The sequence below is a fragment of the Streptomyces sp. WZ.A104 genome (genome assembly GCF_002382885.1).
Classification (GTDB): domain Bacteria; phylum Actinomycetota; class Actinomycetes; order Streptomycetales; family Streptomycetaceae; genus Streptomyces.
In genome coordinates, this window is the sequence record NZ_NWVL01000183.1 from 1 (window position 1) to 736 (window position 736).

Here is a 736-nt window from a genome sequence, read left to right on the forward strand (position 1 = left end):
TCCTGGAACGGGATTTGTGGAGAGCCCGGTGCCCGGAGACGGGCACGCCGGGTTCGGGAGGCGGCTCGGGGAAACCCACTGTTGGAAACACCAGCAGGGCGCCCCGAGTCGACCTCACCGATGCCACGCCACTGTTTCAAGCGGTTGAAGCAGCGTTCCACGACGTTGCGGTGCTTGTATGCCTCGCGGTCGAAGCCTGGCGGGCGGCCTCCGCGGCTGCCTCGCCGGGCCCGGTTGCGGGCCTGATCGGCCCGTTCGGGGATCGTGTGCGGGATGCCGCGCCGGCGGAGCCACGTGCGGATCGCTTTCGAGCTGTAGCCCTTGTCGCCCAGGACGTGATCGGGCCGGACGCGGGGCCGACCGGGTCCGATCCGGGGCACCCGGATCGCTTCCATCACCGCGGTGAAACGGGTGCAGTCGTTGGTGTTGCCGCCTGTGACGACGAAGCCGAGCGGGCGGCCTCTGCCGTCGCAGGCTAGGTGGATCTTGCTGGTCAGGCCGCCTCTGGAACGTCCGAGTGCGGGGTCGCGGAGCCCCCTTTTCGTGCCCCGGCAGCGTGCTGGTGGGCCCGGACGACGGTGGAGTCGACCGACACAAGCCAGTTGATGTCCCCGGCGGCGTCCGCTCTGGCTTGGGCGGCCCGGAGCATCCGTTCGAACGTGCCGTCCAGGGCCCACCGGCGGAACCGGGTGTGCAGTGTGGCCCAGGGACCGTACCGCTCGGGCACGTCACGCCA

The 736-nt window shown here is 70.5% G+C and carries 1 pseudogene; it reads right to left on the reverse strand.

What is annotated here, in order from left to right:
• Nucleotides 1-119 precede the first annotated feature (119 nt).
• Nucleotides 120-736: pseudogene (locus tag CIB93_RS38390) on the reverse strand (IS5 family transposase); the annotation flags it as partial.